The organism is Micromonospora sp. NBC_01740 (genome assembly GCF_035920365.1).
Lineage (GTDB): Bacteria > Actinomycetota > Actinomycetes > Mycobacteriales > Micromonosporaceae > Micromonospora > Micromonospora reichwaldensis.
The window spans coordinates 4,916,597-4,933,266 of record NZ_CP109150.1; the positions used below are offsets into that span (position 1 = coordinate 4,916,597).

Annotated in this window: 12 protein-coding genes; 5 read left to right on the forward strand and 7 right to left on the reverse strand. The window is 72.7% G+C overall.

Translation table 11 applies throughout. The annotated features are described in order from the left end of the window. Positions 1-25: 25 nt before the first annotated feature. The 3 genes from OG989_RS21780 to OG989_RS21790 all read left to right on the forward strand — a co-directional run bounded on the left by OG989_RS21780 (position 26) and on the right by OG989_RS21790 (position 4,254). A complete protein-coding gene (locus OG989_RS21780) occupies positions 26-1,027 on the forward strand; it encodes a substrate-binding domain-containing protein (protein WP_151454158.1) in 1,002 nt (333 codons plus the stop codon). A gap of 63 nt (positions 1,028-1,090) precedes the next feature. After that, on the forward strand, positions 1,091-2,623 hold the full coding sequence (locus tag OG989_RS21785; protein ID WP_151454159.1) for an FGGY-family carbohydrate kinase: 1,533 nt from the start codon (positions 1,091-1,093) through the stop codon (positions 2,621-2,623). After that, the gene (locus OG989_RS21790; RefSeq protein ID WP_151454160.1) at positions 2,620-4,254 is read left to right on the forward strand and encodes a fucose isomerase; all 1,635 of its coding nucleotides are present in this window, start codon (positions 2,620-2,622) and stop codon (positions 4,252-4,254) included. Before OG989_RS21785 ends, OG989_RS21790 begins: the two co-directional genes overlap by 4 nt. 25 nt (positions 4,255-4,279) lie before the next feature. On the opposite strand, the gene OG989_RS21795 is transcribed toward OG989_RS21790, so the two are convergent. The 4 genes from OG989_RS21795 to OG989_RS21810 form a co-directional block, all read right to left on the reverse strand. Next, entirely contained in the window at positions 4,280-5,332 is a 1,053-nt protein-coding gene (locus OG989_RS21795; RefSeq protein WP_151454161.1) for a LacI family DNA-binding transcriptional regulator, read from the reverse strand. Between the two features lie 319 nt (positions 5,333-5,651). Continuing rightward, entirely contained in the window at positions 5,652-8,114 is a 2,463-nt protein-coding gene (locus OG989_RS21800) for a DUF4127 family protein (protein WP_327028259.1), read from the reverse strand. Positions 8,115-8,167: 53 nt separating this feature from the next. Further along, complete coding sequence (locus tag OG989_RS21805) at positions 8,168-9,760, reverse strand: hypothetical protein (protein WP_327028260.1); 1,593 nt, start codon at positions 9,758-9,760, stop codon at positions 8,168-8,170. After that, positions 9,757-11,463 (reverse strand): DUF4127 family protein, encoded by a 1,707-nt coding sequence (locus tag OG989_RS21810; RefSeq protein ID WP_327028261.1) that lies wholly within the window; start codon positions 11,461-11,463, stop codon positions 9,757-9,759. Before OG989_RS21810 ends, OG989_RS21805 begins: the two co-directional genes overlap by 4 nt. Positions 11,464-11,650: 187 nt before the next feature. On the opposite strand from OG989_RS21810, the gene OG989_RS21815 reads away from it, so the two are divergent. Both OG989_RS21815 and OG989_RS21820 read left to right on the forward strand, forming a co-directional pair. Then, a complete protein-coding gene (locus OG989_RS21815) occupies positions 11,651-12,709 on the forward strand; it encodes a LacI family DNA-binding transcriptional regulator (RefSeq protein ID WP_327028262.1) in 1,059 nt (352 codons plus the stop codon). A gap of 19 nt (positions 12,710-12,728) precedes the next feature. After that, positions 12,729-13,025 carry a hypothetical protein gene (locus tag OG989_RS21820; RefSeq protein WP_327028263.1) on the forward strand — a complete coding sequence of 99 codons (297 nt, stop codon included), beginning with the start codon at positions 12,729-12,731 and terminating at the stop codon, positions 13,023-13,025. Positions 13,026-13,040: 15 nt separating this feature from the next. Here the strand turns inward: OG989_RS21820 and OG989_RS21825 are convergent, their stop codons facing one another. The 3 genes from OG989_RS21825 to OG989_RS21835 all read right to left on the reverse strand — a co-directional run bounded on the left by OG989_RS21825 (position 13,041) and on the right by OG989_RS21835 (position 16,413). Beyond that, a complete protein-coding gene (locus OG989_RS21825) occupies positions 13,041-14,306 on the reverse strand; it encodes a glycoside hydrolase domain-containing protein (RefSeq protein WP_327028264.1) in 1,266 nt (421 codons plus the stop codon). A 103-nt stretch (positions 14,307-14,409) separates the two neighbouring features. After that, the gene (locus OG989_RS21830) at positions 14,410-15,870 is read right to left on the reverse strand and encodes an SDR family NAD(P)-dependent oxidoreductase (protein WP_327028265.1); all 1,461 of its coding nucleotides are present in this window, start codon (positions 15,868-15,870) and stop codon (positions 14,410-14,412) included. Positions 15,871-16,188: 318 nt separating this feature from the next. Continuing rightward, positions 16,189-16,413, reverse strand: a complete 225-nt coding sequence (locus OG989_RS21835) for a hypothetical protein (RefSeq protein WP_327028266.1) — start codon at positions 16,411-16,413, stop codon at positions 16,189-16,191. Positions 16,414-16,670 lie beyond the last annotated feature (257 nt).

Sequence of the window (16,670 nt, forward strand, 5' to 3'; positions counted from 1 at the left end):
CCGCCACCGAACAAGGAGCGTCATCATGCGCACCCGTACCGTCCTTCTCGCGCTGCTGTGCACCGGCGCGCTCGTCACCTCCACCGCGTGCAGCGTGGAGAAGCCGTCCGACGGCGGCGACGCCACGGCCGCGAAGTGCGGCGCCGGCAAGGACTTCCTCATCGGCATGTCACAGGCCAACAACGCCGAGCCCTACCGGCAGGTCATGAACAACGACGTGCAGACGGCGGCGAAGTCCGTCCCCGGGTTCACCGTGGTGGTCGCCGACGCGGCGCAGGACAACAGCAAGCAGGTCGCCGACGTGGAGAACTTCCTCACCCAGAAGATCGACCTGCTGGTCATCTCGCCTAACGAGGCCAAGCCGCTGACCGCGGTGGTGCGCAAGGCGTACGACCGGGGGGTCCCGGTGATCGTGCTCGACCGCAAGGTGGAGGGCGAGGCGTACACCGCCTTCATCGGCGGGGACAACGTCGCCATCGGCAGGGCCGCCGGCGAGTTCTACGCCACCACGCTGCTGCCCGCCGGCGGCAAGGTCATCGAGATTGCCGGGCTGCCCGGCTCCACGCCGGCGGCCGAACGCGCCCAGGGCTTCCGGGAGGGCATCGCGGCCAACCCGAAGATCGAGGTCGTTGCCTCCCAGCCGGGGGACTGGCTGCGGGAGAAGGGCCAGTCGGTGGCTGACGCGCTGCTCAAGGCCCACCCCGACGCCGCCGCCGTGTACGCCCACAACGACCCGATGGCCGAGGGCGCGTACCTGGCCGCGAAGGCGGCCGGGCTGCACACGAAGGTGAAGTTCACCGGCATCGACGCCCTGCCGGTGCCGTCGGGCGGGATCAAGGCCGTCGAGCAGGGCCGGCTGGCGGCGACCTTCCAGTACGCCACGGGTGGCCGGGAGGCCGTCGACCTGGCCCGCCGGATCCTGGTCGACTGCGCCGAGGACGTTCCGCGTACCACCACCCTCGACACGATGCGCGTCACGAAGGAGAACGCCGCCGAGACGTACGCGAAGCTCGGTGGCGTCGCCTGACCGCCGGGCCGGCGCGGCCCGGCGGGCCACGACCCGGACCTGGAAGAGCGGAGGAGACCTGGCATGACGGTGGCCGCGGTGCTCGGGGTCGACATCGGCACGTCCAGCAGCAAGGGCGTCCTCGTCGACCTGGCTGGGCGCGTGCTGCGCTCCCGCGTCCGGGAACACCGGGTGGACCGGCCACGACCCGGCTGGGTGGAGATGGACGGCCGCGTCTGGTGGGACGAGTTCGTCGCCCTCACCCGTGAGCTGTTGGCCCCCGGCGACGCCCACGTGGTGTCGGTCGGGGTCAGCGGGATGGGGCCGTGCGTGCTGCTCACCGACGCCGCCGGCACGCCCCTGCGCCCGGCCGTCCTCTACGGCGTCGACACCCGGTCCACGCCGCAGATCGCCCGGCTGACCGAGCGCTTCGGCGCGGACGAGATCCTGCGCCGGTGCGGCTCGACGCTGTCGACCCAGGCGGCGGGGGCGAAGGTCGCCTGGGTCGCCGACGCCGAGCCGGAGCTGTTCGCCCGGGCCCGGCGGCTGTTCATGCCGAGCTCCTGGCTGGTCTGGCAGCTGACCGGCCGGTACCTGCTCGACCAGCACTCGGCCAGCCAGTGCACGCCGCTGTACGACAGCGCGGCGCAGACCTGGTACCGGCCCTGGGCCGACGAGATCGCCCCGGGGCTGGAGCTGCCCGAGCTGCGGTGGCCCGGCGACGTGGCGGGTGCGGTCACCGCCGGGGCCGCCGCGACCACCGGGCTGCCGCCGGGCACCCCGGTCGTGACCGGGACGATCGACGCCTGGTCGGAGGCGGTCAGCGTGGGCGCCCAGGGCGTCGGCGACCTGATGCTCATGTACGGCACCACGATGTTCCTCGTGCACACGGTGCCGCACCCGCTGACCAGCCCGGCGCTGTGGGGCACGGTCGGCGCGCTGCCGGGCACCCGCAACCTGGCCGGCGGCATGGCGACCTCCGGGGCGATCACGGGGTGGCTGCGGGAGCTGTTCGACGCCGCCGACTACCCCGAGCTGCTGCGCCTGGCCGAGCGCTCCGGGCCGGGCGCGCGTGGCCTGCTCATGCTGCCGTTCTTCGCCGGCGAGCGGACCCCCATCCTCGATCCCGACGCCCGGGGCGTCATTGCCGGCCTGACGCTCTCCCACGGGCGCGGCGACATCTACCGGGCGGCGCTGGAGGCGACCGGGCTGGCCGTGCGCCACAACATCGAGACCATCGAGGCGGCCGGCGGCGACATCCGCCGCGTCGTGGCGGTGGGCGGCGGCACCCGGGGCGACCTCTGGACGCAGATCGTCTCGGACGTCACCGGCCGGGCACAGCACATCCCGTCGGTCACCATCGGCGCGAGCTACGGCGCCGCGTTCCTCGCCGCCGGCGCGGTGCAGCGGGTCGACATCCACCGGTGGAACCCGATCCGGGAGGTCCGGGAGCCGCGCCCGGCGCTCGCCGCCGACTACGCGGAGCTGTACGGGCTCTACCGGCAGCTCTACGCCGGCTCGAAATCCGTCGCCCACGTGTTGGCCGCCCGGCAGACGCGCCTCGCGACCCCGCCCCAGCCAGGTACCGACGAGCCAGTGGAGGAAGTCAACCCGTGAGCAACTACACCATGCCGGTGCTGGTCGACCCGCCGGCCGCCGCCCCCCGGACGGTCTACACGGTCGCCAGCGGCGACCTGCGGCCGGCCGCGAACGTCACCGGTTGGCCGACCCAGCAACGCCTGGAGGCGGACCTCGCCGACGCGGTGACCGCCCTGGGCTGGCAGACCCGGCGGGCCCATCCGGTGGACGCCGGCGCGGGCCACGGCTTCATCGACAGCCAGCGCGCCGGCATCGAGATCTTCCAGGGGATCCCGGTCGACGCCCCGCTCGTCGTCGTGGAGGCGGTGTGGCAGTACAGCCACCACGTGCTGGCCGGGCTGCGCGCCCACCGCGGCCCGATCCTGCTCGTGGCGAACTGGAGCGGGGAGTTCCCCGGCCTGGTCGGCCTGCTGAACCTCGCCGGCAGCCTCACCAAGGCGGGCGTGCGGTACTCGGCGCTGTGGAGCGAGGACTTCACCGACGAGTGGGCGCGCGACGGGCTGAAGGCCTGGCTGGAAACCGGCGAGGTGGTCCACGACGAGAGCCACGTGCGGGACCTGCCGCCGTTGCCGCCCGATCCCGAGGTCGCGCTCGGCGTGGCGCTGGCCCGTCAGCTGCGACGCCGGCCGGCCGTCGTCGGCGTCTTCGACGAGGGCTGCATGGGCATGTACAACGCGATCATCGACGACGAGCTGCTCAACCCGCTCGGCATCTTCAAGGAGCGGCTGTCGCAGAGCGCGCTGGTGGCGGAGATGTCGCGGGTGTCCGACGCGGAGGCGCACGCGGTGCGGGCGTGGCTCGACGCCGCCGGGATGACCTTCCACACCGGCACGGACGAGGCCACCGAACTGACCGACGCCCAACTGCACAGCCAGTTCAAGATGTACGTCGCCGCGCTGCGCATCGCCGACGACTTCGGCCTGGACGCGGTCGGCATCCAGTACCAGCAGGGGCTCAAGGACACGGTGCCGGCGAGCGATCTGGCCGAGGGGCTGCTCAACGACGTGTCCCGGCCGCCGGTCACCAGCCGGGACGGCACACGCGAGCTGTACGCGGGACAGGCCCTGCCGCACTTCAACGAGGTCGACGAGGGCGTCGCGGTGGACTCGCTGGTCACCAACCGGATCTGGACCGCGATGGGGATGGACCCGGCCACCACCCTGCACGACATCCGCTGGGGGGAGCCGTACGGGACGGACTTCGTCTGGGTGTTCGAGATCTCCGGCTCGGTGCCCGCGTCCCACAACGGCGGCTACGACCGGTCGTACAGCATGCGGCAGCCGCCGATGTACTTCCCGCTGGGCGGCGGCACCCTCAGCGGCGTCTCCCGGCCGGGCGAGATCGTCTGGTCGCGGATCTTCATCATGGACGGGGTGCTGCACGCCGACCTGGGCCGGGGCACCGTGGTCGAGCTGCCGGCCGCCGAGACGCAGCGTCGGCTGCGGGCCACCACCCCGCAGTGGCCGATCATGCACGCCGTGCTGCACGGCGTGGGTCGCGACCAGCTGATGGCCCGGCACAAGGCCAACCACGTCAACGTGGTCTACGCCGACGACGCCGACGCCGCCGACCGTGCCCTGCGGGTCAAGGCCGCGATGCTCGACGCGTTGGGGGTGCGGGTGCACCTGTGCGGCGACGTGGCGCTGTGACCCGTCCGGGTGGCCCGCCGCCGGCTCACCGGGCCCGGGCGGGCCCACCCGCGCCGGCGGCGGGCTGTCCGTCGGGCGGGGGCAGGGACCGGACCGAACTCTCGCGGACCCGCAGGGTCGTCCGCAGGGTGACGGTCGAGGACGCCTTCGCGGGGTTGGCGATCCGCTCGGTGAGCAGCGACGCCGCGGCCCGCCCCAGGTCGTACGTGGGCTGCGCGACGGTGCTCAGCGAGGGCCGCACCAGGTGGGCCCAGGGGATGTCGTCGAACCCGACCACGCCGCACCGGGTGGGCACGGCGACACCCCTGTCGACCAGGCACTCCACCGCGCCCACCGTCATCAGGTTGTTGGTGACGAAGACCGCGTCCGGCGGCTCGGCGGCGTTCAGCAGGGACGCCATGGCCCGGTAGCCGCCGTCCTCCCGGAAGTCGGCGTACCGGACCAGGTCCTCCGGCACGCTCCGGCCGGCCGCGCGAAGGGCCTGCTGGTATCCGCGTAACCGCTGGACGGCGGTGGAGATCCGCCGCGGTCCCGTGACGCAGGCGATCCGGCGGTAGCCGCTGTCGATCAGGTGGGCGGTGGCCGTCTCGGCGCCGTGGACGTTGTCCACGAGCACGGTGTCCACGGCCACCCCGTGCGGCTGCCGGTCGATGGCCACGACCGGCATCCCGGCCTCGGTGAGCCGGTTGATCAGGGCCGGTCGTCCCGACGGCGAGATGATCACGCCGGCCATCCGCTCGGCCAGGGCCGCCGTCACGTAGCGGGTCTCCTTCTCGGGATCCTCGTCGCCGTTGCACAGGACCACGGAGAAGCCCGCCTCCTGCGCCACGTCCTCGATGCCGCGCACCAGCGAGGTGAAGAACGGGTTGCCGATGTCGGAGATGATCACCGCCCAGAGACTGGTGCGTTGCCGGCGCAGGCTGCGGGCCACCGCGTTGGGTCGGTAGTCCAGGTCGAGCACCACCTGGCGTACCCGCGCGGCCAGGTCCGGATCCACCGACGAGTGCCCGTTGAGCACCCGGGACACCGTCGACGCCGAGACCTCGGCCACCCGGGCCACGTCGTAGATGGTCGTCATGCGGTCGTCCCCTGTCGGTGTCTCGCGCCCGGTCCCGCACCGGACCCCCGGATGCGACCGCACGAGCACCACCGTCCGTTGCGGCCCGCCGCCCGAGAGTGGTCGGCCCTGAGATCCTATATGGCAGGGAATCGATTTCTTCTGCGCGTCGTGGCCGCGCCCCGCGACGCAGCGTCGTCCGCCTGCCGCGTACGGCGCTGCGCCACACCGGCCGGCGGCACGCGTACCGCCGGCCGGTCCGGTCGCCGGGGGCGGGAAGCCACCCGGTGACCGGACCTGGACGCGGCGGTGTGTCGACGCCGCCTCGGCGGTGTCGGCGTCAGCCGCAGGAGGCGGCGCGGCAGGTCACCTCGATCTCGTAGAGCCGGGCCTGCCGGTCCCGGCTGGCGAGGACGTCGAGGCGCACGGCGGTCGCGCGGACCGGCGTGAAGGTGTGCGTGGTGACCTGGGTCGTGTTCCCAGTGACCTCGTCGAGCACCCGCCAGGTGCCGTCGACCAGGCCGGAGATCCGGTACGACGTCAGCTCGTACCCGCCGTACTGGTGCAGCCGCACGGTGTCGACCAGTTCCGCACCGACGAAGTCGATCCGCAGCCAGTGGCTGTCGGCCGGGTCGGTGATCCAGCGGCTACCGGAGCTGACCCGGTTGCCGTCGATCACGTGCGCCGGCATGTACTGCCGCCACCAGCCCGACGCGCTGGCCTTCGCGCCCTCGGCGGCCAGTGCCACGTTGCGCCACACCGCACCGACGGTCGTGGTGGCGCTCGCGGTGAACTGTCGGGGCTGGTCCGGCAACACCCCGTGCGCGGCGTCGACCCTGACGGTGGCGCTCTGCTCGGCCGCGAGCCCGCGTACCCCCACGGTCAACGGAACCTCCACCACCGCGAACGGCGCGAGGCGCACCTCGGTCGGCGCCGGGGCCACCCACCCCTCAGGTACGACGGCGCTGAGCTGTGCCGTCACCGGCGTGCCGACGTCGTTGCGGAGCACCGCGGTGATCCGGGTGTCCACGTCCGAGTCCGGCCGGACCGTGGTGCGCAGGGGCAGGGCCGAGACGGTGAGCAGCGCACCGCGATCGGTGGGGGCCGTGCTCAGGGCGAGCGTGGGGAAGGCCTCCAGCTCCTGGTAGCGCGACCAGGCCAGCGTCATCTGCCAGGACGTCAGCCGGTGCACGACCGCCGTCACCTCGTGCCGGCCGTCGTTGCCGGCGCGGAGGGGAGTGCCGGCGAACTCGTCGGCGAAGAGCTGGTCGGCCAGCGCCCTGGTCCGCTGCACCGCGAGCTGGTTGGCGCCCTCGAACACCTTCGTCATGTACTGCGGATCGTCGCCGTTGTCCCGGGCGTACGCCTGGACCTGGCTGAGCACCTGGTTGCGGTAGACGTCGGTGTGGGCCAGCTCCTGCAGCGTCAACTCGACGTGCGCGGTGGCGGCGTTCAGCAGGATGGCCTGGCGCGCCTGCTGGAAGGGGATCCCCTTCGACCTGCCCGGGAAATTGGGCAGGCGTCCGGTCCGGCTCGCCTGCAACAGCGCCGCGCGGACCACCGACTGGGAGATCGACAGACCGATGTTCCAGCCGGACCAGCCGGCGAGCTCCCCGAACCGGATCCGGGGGGCGAGCAGCGACCGCAGCTCGGCGTCCACCTTGCCGGCCAGCGCGTCGTCGCCGACCGCGACGAGCCGGCCCCGGGCCACCGCGTCGTGGATCCGGTCGGCGAAGGGCTCCAGGTCTCCGCCCCCGGCGGTGTTCGCCATCAGCAGGATGTCGGCGTCGGGACCGTCCGAGGATCGGGCGCCGAGGGTACGCACGTACTCGTCGACCAGGGTGGCGTAGGGGACGTCCTGGTAGGGCGCCACCCACTGTTCGCCCGGGGTGCGGGACCACTCGACGTCGACCGTCGGGGCGGCGCCGAGCCGTTCGGTGACGTGCTTGGCGACCAGCAGCGCGCCGAGGATGTCGGCGCCCGGGTAGATCCTGACCCGGTCCTGGACCCCGAGCTGGGCCGTGAGCGCGGCCAGGCCCGCCTTTTCCAGGCGGTGCGGGCCGTGCTCGGTGGCGTCGTCCTGGCCGAGGATCAGGTAGTCGATGGTGCCCTTGGCGACCCGTTCGATCATGTCCCGGTTGATCTGGTGGTCCCGGGCCCGGGCACAGAGGAAGTCCGCCTTGATCTCCTCGGGGATCTCGCTGGCGACCTGCTCGTACTCGGCCCGGCGCTCCTCCTGCCCGAGGTTCTCCACCTGGTCCATCAGGACGGCCCAGCGGCGGATGGGACCGGAGTGGATGCCCGGGTAGCTGCTGGTCGGCTCGATGGTGAGGCGCATGATCACGTCGAACGCGTACAGCGGCTTGTCGGGGTTGCTCCGCTTCACCTCGTCCAGCACGGCGAGCCGCCGCCGGGCGTCGGCCAGGCTGGTCTGGCAGGTCCGGGAGGCGACCAGGCCGCCGTAGGCGAGCATCGGGGCCGCGACGACCGAGCCGTCCGCGTCGGCGGCGGCCTTGCGCCACCAGGCGCCGACCGCGTCGGCCTGGCCGTAGGTGAAGTACTCGCCGAGCAGGTCCTTCGGGGGTGTGAGCGCCTCGTGTCCGCCGGCCTCGGCGACCGCGACGGGCGTGTGCGCGGTGAACGGCCGGTCGTCCAGCGGTACGACGGCGAGCCGGCCCAGGTTGGCCGGCGGCGCGGCGGCTGCGGCCGGGGTCCCCGCCGGGGCGACCGCGAAGGTGAGGGCCACCGCGGCGGCGGCGATCACGCTGAGGGTTCGAGGTGTCAGTCGTCTGGTGCGACGCATCGGTTCACTTTCGTCATGGTGGTGGACGAGGTCATCGGGGATCGGTGGCGCGGTCACCGGGTGGCGGCGTACCCGACGGCCTTGAGGATGCCGAGGCCGTTGTGGGCGACCGGGAGGGTGCCCCGGGTGCCCTTGCACAGGTGTTCGGTCGTGTCGCTGTCACCGTCGAGGTCGTCGGCGTCGCGGGTGGGCAGGAACATCGCGGCCAGCGAACGGTCGAGCAGGGCGTAGAGCGCGTCCTGCCGGTCGGCCTGCTGCAACCGTTGGTAGCCGGCGGCGAACTTGGCCGGCACCAGCTCCTCGCGCAGCTCGGCGAGGATGCCGAAGCCGACGATGTCGTAGTACTTCGCCTCGGCGTTCTCGTTGGGCGGGGTGAGGCGGAAGAAGCCACCGAAGGACAGGTGCGGGTCGTAGTCGCGGGCGTCACCCGTCGGCGTCGCACCCTGGTTGTCCGGTGGGTAGTACGGGTCCACGGCCCCGGACGCGGTGTCGTCGACGCAGTCGAGCGGGTCGCTGGCCGAGGCGGTGTGCCAGCCCGGGAGGCTGGTGTACGTGGTGTAGAGGGTCGTCACGGCGGCAGCCGCGGAACTGGCGCCGTTGAGCTGGCGTTCGTGGTCGTAGAGTCCGGCCAGCCCGTACTCGATCATGTCGGTGCCCAGGGTCCCGCCGGCGATCCGGCCGTCGGTGTAGGTGCAGGAGCCCTTGCGGTGCCACCGGTTGTCGCGGCAGTCCGCGCGGTACGCGCTTTGCGCCACCACGCGGTTCTGGCTGGTGGCGGGGGAGTCGAAGTCGAAGGTGTACCAGTCCGCGCCGAGCTGTAGTCCCGTGGTGAGGAACTGCCGGGCGGTGGCGGCCGACTGGCCGTACCGGTTGTCCGGCGGCGCGACGGCCGTCTGCAACCGCTGCATGAACGCGATCGCGGTGAGGTTCCAGGTGGAGATCGTCGAGTAGAGGTTGCTCCAGCTGGAGATCTGGTCGACATAGCCGCCCGGCGGGGTGGTGGGCTGGCCGAGTGCGTCGACGAACGGATGCACGCCATGGGTCAGGTAGTAGGCGCGTGGGTCCTGCATCCGGAGCAGGAACTCGCCGATGCCGACGGCCGCGTCGAGGTACCCGGCGGTGCCGGTCGCCTGGTGGGCGGCCAGCAGCGCCTCTCCGCACGCCGCGTTGCCGAACGAGGTGAAGTAGCGGAGCTGGCCGTCCGGGGTGCTCGCCACCGCGTCGTCGAAGATCTTCGGCGCGTTCGGGTCCTTGGCGAGCCGGTGGGCGAGCACCGCGCCGGCGAACTCGTCGACGAGCGCGGTCTCCACGCTCGACAGGGACCGCTGCTCGTACGCCGCCCGCTGGTCGAGGTAGACCGAGATGAACTGGAGCGAGGTGCAGGCGGCGGTGCTCTGCCGCGGCCCGCCGATCGTGCACGGGCTCGCCGTGGTGCAGGTCTTGCCGGCGATCGCCAGCTGGTCGCCGTGGACGTGTTCGATGTCCCGGCGCAACCCGTTGCGGACCCCGTCGTGTGAGGCCACCAGCCAGTCGAAGTAGCTGTCGACGAGCGGGACCGGGGTGGCGGCGACGGCCGGGGCGGTCGGGACCGGCGTCGCGGCGGCGACGACGAGCGCGGCCAGCAGCGCGGCCGCCCGCGCCCTCACCGTCGTCCCCGATCCGGGGTCAGGACGATCCGGGGCTCGGCGGCGATCTCGCCGGTGCGGTTCCAGGGCAGGTAGAGGTGCCAGGCGTCGAGCCGGTCCACGCGGGCGGTCACCGGCGCCCGTCCGTCGCTGCCGAGGGCGAGCGTGGCCCCGGCGAACTCGTCGGCGAACAGCTTCTCCGCGTGCGGGACGGTGTTGTCGACCGCATAGGCGTTGATCTCGGCGAAGTGGGTGGCGATGTTCTGCGGGTCCGGCTCACCCAGCGCGGACGCGTAGGCGGTGGTGGCGGTGCGGACGTTCGAGGCGCGGTACGAGTCGGTCTGCACCAGTTCCGAGATGGACAACTCGATGGTGGCTCGGGCCGCGTCGTGCAGGAGTGCCCGCCGGGCGGCCAGGACCGGCTCACCGACGGTGCGGGGCGCGCCGGGCGGCAGGTCACCGCGGAGCGAGCGTTGCCGCAGAGCCCAGCGGGACGTCGCCTGGGCGAGGCTGATGCCGATGTTCCAGCCGGAGTAGCCGGCCAGCTCGACGTACCGGATCCGGCCGTTGAGCAGGGACAGCAGCCGCCGGTCGGAGTGCCCGGCGATGGCGTCGTCGCCGAGGGCCACGAGGCGTCCGGCCCGGACGTGGGCCACCAGGCGGTCGGCGAACGGCGCCACCGACGCGGAACTGCCGCCCGTGTTGGCCATCAGGACCAGGTCGGCCTGCTCCGGCCGGTCCGCGACCGTCCCGCCGAGGATGTCGACGTAGCCCTTGACGAGCTGGGCGTACGGGATGTTCTGGTAGGGCGCGGTCCACTCCTCGCCGGGCACCCGGGAGTACTCGACGCTGACCCGGGGGCGCACGTCGGCGTCCCTGACGGTGATCTTGGCAATGAGCAGGGCGGCCACCACGTCGGCGCCCGGGTAGATCACCACCCGGTCGCCGACGCCGAGTTCGGCGATGCGGGCGGCGAGTGCCTGGGACTCGGGTCGATGCAGGCCGTGGCCGGTGGCGTCGTCCTGGCCCACCACGAGGAAGTCGAAGATCCCGTCGGCCGCCCATTCGATCATCGTCAGGTTGATCCGGTGGTTGCGCGCCCGGGTGGCCAGGTAGTCGTCGCGCACGTCGGCCGGGATCTGGGACTCCAGCGCGTCGAGCTGCGGGCGCTTCTCCACCATCCCGAGGTTGTCGACCTCGTCCTTCACCGTGGCCCAGGCCCGCAGCTCGTTGCGCCACGGCCCCTCGGGGGTGAGCCGCATGATGGTGTCGAAGGCGTAGAGCCGCCGGTGTGGGCGGCGCTGTCGGACGGTCCGTACCGCCGCCAGCCGGGCGAACGCCTCGGCCTCCGGCACGGAGCTGTTGCGGGAGTTGAGCAGTCCACCGTAGGCGAGCATCGGTAGGGCGACGACCAGCGCGTCCGCCTGCGTGGTGGACGAGGTGAGCCACTGGCCGACGGCGCGGCCGTCGCCGGGGGTGAAGTGCCGCCCCAGGGTCTCCCGAAGCGGCAGGAGGGTGTCGTAGCCGGCGCCGGTGGCGATCTGTTGCGGGGCGTACCAGGTGTAGGGCCGGTCGTCGAGCGGGACCAGGGCGATCGTGCCGAGCCGTGGGGTCTTCTGCCGGGCGTGCGCCGGCGGACCGAGGGCGGTGAGGCCGGTGCCGGCGAGGCCGGTGAGGCCGGCGGCCCGGAGAAGGCCACGGCGGGACAGGGCGTGATCAGGCATGTCGGCTCCTCGCGTTGCCGGGGGATGCGCTGAGTCTTGGATCAGCGAGAGGCCCGGGTCAATACCGCCGGAGGCCGTAATACGTATTACTGCGTCCGTCGGCCCTTGACACCGGTTCTGCGGGCCGGGCAGCATCCTCCGCGACAACCATCGGCGATACGTGATGCTGAGAAGGTGGCCGATATCCGTGTCCGCAGGGCGGGGCAGGCTGACGCAGCACGAGATCGCGCGGATGGCCGGAGTGAGTCAGACGACGGTGTCGCTCGTGCTCAACGACCGGACCGAGGCGGCCTGGCGGATCGCCCCGGAGACCCGGGAACGGGTGCTGCGCGTCATCCGCGAGACGGGCTACGTCGCCGACCCGCTCGCCCGGCGGCTGCTGCAACAGCACAACCAGATCCTGGGCGTGTTCACCTACGAGTCGGTGTTCCCGAGCACCAGCGCGAACTTCTACCACCCGTTCATGTCCGGCATCGAGGCGTGCGCGGAGAGCATCGGGTGCGACCTGCTGCTGTTCACCAGCGCCCCCGTGAGCGGCGGCAGCCGCCGGATCTTCCACGACAACAACCGCATCCGGCTCGCCGACGGTTGCGTGCTGCTCGGTCGGGAGATCCCCCGCGACGAGCTGGCCCGGATGGTCGCCGGGGACATGCCCTTCGTGTCCGTCGGTCGACGCGACGACGCCCACCTGCCGTCCGGGGCGGGCGGTCCGGTGCCCTACGTCGGCGCGGACTACGCCCGGGCCACCGCCACCCTCGTCCATCGCGCCGTCGGCCTCGGGCACCGGGCGCTGGCGTACGTGGGCGCCGGCGCCGGGGCCGAGTCCGCCACCGACCGGCTCGCCGGCTTCACCGCCGCGGTCCGGGAGACCGGTGTGGACGGCCGGCACGAGCCGGTCGGCGACAGGACCACGGCGGAGCTGCTCGACGCACTGCGCGCGGCCCGGGTCACCGCCGTCCTCTGCGAGGAACTGGTCGAGGCGGTGGCGGTGGCCGAGGCGGCGCGGGCCCGGGGCATGTCCGTGCCCGGCGACCTGTCCCTGGTGGCCCTCGGCGATCCCACCCGGCAGGCCGAGACCGACCTCGACTTCACGGGCTTCCACATCGCCCGCAGGGAGATGGGCTGGCAGGCCATCGAGGTGCTCGACGACATCCTGCACGGCCGCGACAGCGACCACCAGCGGCTGCTGCCCTGCACCCTGGTCGAGGGCGAGACCCTCGGGCCCCCGGTGACCGGCCGGGCGTGACCGACCACCGGAGGGCGCCGTGGGCGGGGCGCGGGACGTGACGCCGGGCGGCGCGGACGACCTCGCGGGGGACACCGCTCGGACCATCGGGCTGGCGAGCCGGATCCTGCTCGCCTACTTCGACGACGACATGGGCCAGGTCGCCGCCCTGGTCAACCCCCGGCCGCAGGAGGCGGTCGAGGCGCTGATCATCCTGGCCCAGTCGGCGATGGTGCAGGCCACCGGCGGGCCCGCCGAGGCGATCACCAGGCTGCGCGAGTTCGCCGTACGGGCCGAGATCGAACTGGGTGAGAACTACCCGGATCGACGGCGCTGACCCGGCAGCGTACGGTCAGGCGCGGGTGATGCGTACCGCGTCGGCGACCACGTAGCCGCTGCCGCTGGTCCAGCGGCTCACCCCGACCTTGTTGCCGTCGCCGGCCGCGAGCGTGAAGACGCCGATCGACACCCACCGTCCACCGTTGACGCGCTGGTCGACCGTCACCGACCGGTTGCCCGAGGCGGTGGCGACGACGTACGGCGTCTGGGCGTTGTATCCGGGGTCGGCGGGGTACCAGACCGAGATCTCGTAGGTCCCCGTCTCGGGGACGTTCGCCCGGTACCAGGCGACGTCGCTGGCCGAGGTCGGGTTCGCGAACCGGTAGTCGGTGCCGAAGCGCTGCCCGGAGTACGACGACGTGCTCCAGTTGGCGCCCGCCGTGAACCGGCCGGACGTGGTGTTGTCGATAGTGGTGGTCCACTGCTGCGGGGGCGGCTGCTGCGACGTGCTCACGTCCAGGTAGTTGCGGTCGATCTTCATCGTCACGCCGCCCCAGGTCTCCGTCACGTCCCCGGCGTACTGGTGCAGCCGCTGGTGGTTCGCGTAGTAGGCGTCGGAGCAGTAGCTCCCGGCGTCGGTGTCGGCCACGCCGTTCCACCAGGCGATCCAGATCTGGTCCAGCCTGGTGTAGCTCGCGTTGTTGTACTCCAGGCAGACGTCCTTGATGCCCGAGGATCCGCTGGAGTACATGCCGGCCAGGTAGCCCTTGGTGTGCAACCGCTCGACCCAGCCGGACAGGAACGACAGCACCGCGGCGCGGCACGACGCGGTCGTCGGGTAGTGCTCGATGTCGTTGTAGATGGTGCTGCCGGCGCCGATGCCCAGCGCCTGCGCGGCGCTGGCGGCGCTGTCGGCGGCGGTGCGGCCCTGCGAGCGCGCGGTGGCGGGGTCGGCGGACATCTTCGGCGCGCGGGTGCCGCAGGGGGCCTGGTAGCCGAGTTCGATGGGGATCAGCCGCCAGCCGTTGGCGACCTGGTTGGCGACCCAGGTCGCCGTCAGGTTGGGCTGCGCGCAGGTCCGGCTGGCCCCGCTGATGTAGATGCCCACCGCGCGGTACGGCGAGCTGGCCCGCCAGGCGTTCATCGCCGACTGCGACGGGGCGGTGCAGGTGTCGAAGCCCTTGCCGACGAAGGTGCCGGGCTGCGGACCGACGGCGGACACCGCCACGGACTGCGGCTGCGGGGCCGGCGCCGACTCGGCCACGGCCGCAGAGCCGAGCGTGACGGTGAGCCCCGCCGCGGTGGCGAGGCCCAGCAGCCAGGTGGTGGTCCTTCTCATCCCGGTCTCCCTCGAAGGTTTTCTTGCACGAGGTTGAAGTCAGTGAAGAACTTTTACACACCCATCGAAGGTTGGCAATAGTGTCAGATTGGTGACGCGTCGGTTACCAGTCGCAGGGTGCGTAGTCCTTGAGGAAGCAGCCGTACAGGTCCTCGCCCTGCTCGCCGCGGACGATCGGGTCGTACACCCGGGCCGCGCCGTCGACCAGGTCCAGCGGGGCGTGGAAGCCGGCATCCGCCAGCCGCATCTTCGTCGGGTGGGGCCGCTCGTCGGTGATCCAGCCGGTGTCCACGCTGGTCATCAGGATGCCGTCGGTCAGCATCTCCTGGGCGCTGGTGCGCGTCAGCATGTTCAGCGCCGCCTTGGCCATGTTGGTGTGCGGGTGCCCCGGCCCCTTGTAGCCGCGGCCGAACTGGCCCTCCATCGCCGACACGTTCACCACGTACTTGCGGCGGGCCTTCGCCGCGGCCATCGTCGTCCGCAGCCGACTGACCAGTACGAACGGCGCCGTCACGTTGCACAGTTGCACTTCCAGCAGCTCGACCGGGTCGACCTCCTGCACCCGCTGCACCCAGCTGTTGACCGGGTCGAGGTCCGGCACCAGGCCGCCGGCGTCGATGGCGGTGGCCGCCGCGATCCGTTCCGGCGAGGCGGAGCCGCTGGTCAGCGCGAGGGCGGTGAGCGCGTGCGGGGTGAGCGGGGTCGACTGCGGCGAGGCGGTCAGGCCGCCCGCCGTCTCGCCTCGCCCGGCCGGCTTGGCGAACGTGACGATCTCCGGCAGGGGGCCCTCGGGCAGGGCCGCCGCCTCCGCGGCGACGAGCTGCGCGTACGCCCCGGGGCTGCGCCGCACGGTCTGCGCCGCGTTGTTGATCAGGATGTCGAGGGGGCCCTGGTCGCTGACCGAGTCGGCGAGCGCGATCACCTGGGCGGGGTCGCGCAGGTCGATCCCGACGATCCGCAGGCGGTGCAGCCACTCCCCGCTGTCGGGCATCGCCGCGAACCGGCGCACCGCGTCGTGCGGGAACCGCGTGGTCACCGTGGTGTGCGCGCCGTCGCGCAGCAGCCGCAACGCGATGTACATGCCGATCTTCGCCCGGCCGCCGGTGAGCAGCGCACGCCGGCCGGTCAGGTCGGTACGGGCGTCGCGGCGCTCCCGGTTCAGCGCCGCGCAGGACGGGCAGAGCTGGTGGTAGAAGGCGTCCACCTCGCGGTAGCGCTGCTTGCAGACATAGCAGCCGCGCGGGTTGTGCAGGAAGCCCGCAGTGGTGCCCTCGGTGGGGGAGGCGAGCGGGATCCCCTGGGTCTCGTCGTCGATCCGGCCCGGCGCGCCGGTGGCGGTGGCCGCCGTCACCGCGCGGTCGGCCGCCGCGAGCGCGTCCCGCCGCTCCTCGCGCCGGCGCTGCTTGATCACCTTGTAGAGCCGCGCGGTGGCCCGCTGTACGCGCACCACGTCGGGGTGATCGGGGGGCAGGTCCTCCAACGCCTCGAAGACGCTGAGGCAGGTCTCCAGTTGGCTCCGGTCGATGCCGTCGTGGCCGGTTTCGGTGATGTTGTCCGCCGTCATGCCGTCGCTGTCTCGTCCCGTTTCCGCGCCGTGTCTTCCCGGCCCACGCCAAGTCCGACCCGGAACTGTACGTCACCGCCCGGCTGTCGGCGCATCCCGCGCCCGCCGACCGGCCGGGGGCCCACGCTCGGGCGGACGATCCGCGCGGCCCCGGCCCGCGCCTGCCCACGGGTGAACGACGACGGCCGTACGGCGAACGCCTCCGCCCTCACCCGCGCCGACGGGACGGGCGCTCGTGTTCGATGCCGGCGGGCGCGCCGCCTGGTCACGCCGGGCCGGCGCCGTGCCGGCTCGGGCGTGGGGCGGCGCTCCCCGTCCTCACCGCGTCGCGGCCGCCGGCGACGCCGTCCGCTTGTCCCGGGCAGCCGCGCCGCCGGGGACCGGCACCCCGCCGGTGCCCGCATCGGCGAACGCGCTTTCCCCGAGGCCCGGAACACCAGCGACCGCCGCGTTGTTCGCGGCGCGGCGGCGGCGGGCCCGTACGACGGCTGCCGCCGCCACCATCGCCGCCAGGGACATCGCTGCCGCCTGTAGCAGCGGCACCCTCCTGCTGCGTCGACGCCTCATCGCGCACTACCCCTCTCAGTTCCGAGTCCGACCTTGTTCACATCGTGGGGACACCGCAGCGGCGGCGAGGGACGATTCGCCGCAATCGACACAATCGGGTCATGCTGTCGCCCTCGCTGTGGACCGGTCTGTGCCCCGCCGCCGTGCCGGGACATGGAAACCCGCCAGCGGGTCCCCGACCGCTGCGGCTTCCTCGCTCTGATCGTGCTCACGGGCGCCTGGTTACTTTACCG

What these genes read in the sequence shown, in the direction of transcription:
- OG989_RS21780 (WP_151454158.1), top strand. Translation starts at nt 26, where the DNA reads ATGCGCACCCGTACCGTCCTTCTCGCGCTGCTGTGCACCGGCGCGCTC.
- OG989_RS21785 (WP_151454159.1), top strand. Translation starts at nt 1,091, where the DNA reads ATGACGGTGGCCGCGGTGCTCGGGGTCGACATCGGCACGTCCAGCAGC.
- OG989_RS21795 (WP_151454161.1), bottom strand. Translation starts at nt 5,332, where the DNA reads ATGACGACCATCTACGACGTGGCCCGGGTGGCCGAGGTCTCGGCGTCG.
- OG989_RS21800 (WP_327028259.1), bottom strand. Translation starts at nt 8,114, where the DNA reads ATGCGTCGCACCAGACGACTGACACCTCGAACCCTCAGCGTGATCGCC.
- OG989_RS21810 (WP_327028261.1), bottom strand. Translation starts at nt 11,463, where the DNA reads ATGCCTGATCACGCCCTGTCCCGCCGTGGCCTTCTCCGGGCCGCCGGC.
- OG989_RS21825 (WP_327028264.1), bottom strand. Translation starts at nt 14,306, where the DNA reads ATGAGAAGGACCACCACCTGGCTGCTGGGCCTCGCCACCGCGGCGGGG.
- OG989_RS21830 (WP_327028265.1), bottom strand. Translation starts at nt 15,870, where the DNA reads ATGACGGCGGACAACATCACCGAAACCGGCCACGACGGCATCGACCGG.